Source organism: Treponema sp. UBA7570 (assembly GCA_002477955.1).
Taxonomy (GTDB): Bacteria; Spirochaetota; Spirochaetia; order Treponematales; family Treponemataceae; genus Treponema_D.
On sequence record DLLE01000004.1, the window covers coordinates 1606 to 2654 of the forward strand.

The 1049-nt window shown below is 47.0% G+C and carries 1 protein-coding gene; it reads right to left on the bottom strand.

Features of this window, described 5'->3' with window-relative positions; genetic code table 11:
* On the bottom strand, positions 1-1049 hold a 1049-nt coding region (locus B4N75_RS00190; protein WP_296706239.1), incomplete at both ends, for a phosphoenolpyruvate carboxykinase (GTP).

A 1049-nucleotide genomic window follows, 5' to 3' on the forward strand; every position in this document is an offset into this window, starting at 1 on the left:
TTAGGAGACTTGTCTTTTGGAAGAGCGTCGCGTACGTTGCCTTTCCAGTCAACAAGCTTGCCCTTTGCAGGATAGCCGATTCCTTCCCACCAAACGTCTCCGTCTTCTGTAAGAGCGCAGTTTGTGAAGATTGTGTTCTTTGAAGCAGCCTCGAGAGCGTTTTTGTTAGACTGAGCAGAAGTTCCTGGAGCAACTCCGAAGAATCCTGCTTCTGGGTTGATAGCGTAAAGACGTCCGTCTTTTCCGAATTTCATCCAAGCGATGTCATCGCCGACTGTCTCAACTTTCCAGCCCGGGATTGTAGGAATAAGCATTGCGAGGTTTGTTTTTCCGCAGGCTGACGGGAATGCGCCAGTAACGTATTTAACTTCGCCTTTTGGATTAGTGAGCTTAAGAATAAGCATATGCTCAGCAAGCCAGCCTTCCTCACGCGCGATTACAGAAGCGATGCGCAAAGCAAAGCATTTCTTTCCGAGAAGAGCGTTTCCGCCGTATCCAGAACCGAAAGACCAAACAAGATGCTCTTCCGGGAACTGAGAAATATATTTTTTCTCTACTGGAGCGCAAGCCCAAACGCCGTTGTCTTTTGCGCCGTTCTCAAGCGGCTTTCCGACTGAGTGCAAGCAAGGAACAAAGTTGTCATCAAGATATGGCCAAACTTTCTCGCCTGCGCGTGTCATAATGTCCATGTTCAAAACAACATATTCTGAATCTGTAAGCTCAATACCGTATTTTGCGATTGGAGAGCCGAGAGGTCCCATGCAGAACGGAATAACGTACATTGTGCGTCCGTGCATACATCCCTTGTAAAGGCCTTTCATTGTAGCTTTAAGTTCTACTGGGTCGATCCAGTTGTTTGTAGGACCAGCAGCTTCCTGAGTTTTTGCTGCAATGAATGTTCTTTTTTCAACACGTGCTACGTCAGAAGGATCTGAGCGGAAAAGGTAGCTGTGAGGTTTTTTAGCCAATGGAGTAGCAAGACCAGCGTCTACACAAATTTTTACGAGACGGTCATACTCTGCTGCTGAACCATCACAAACAACAACCTG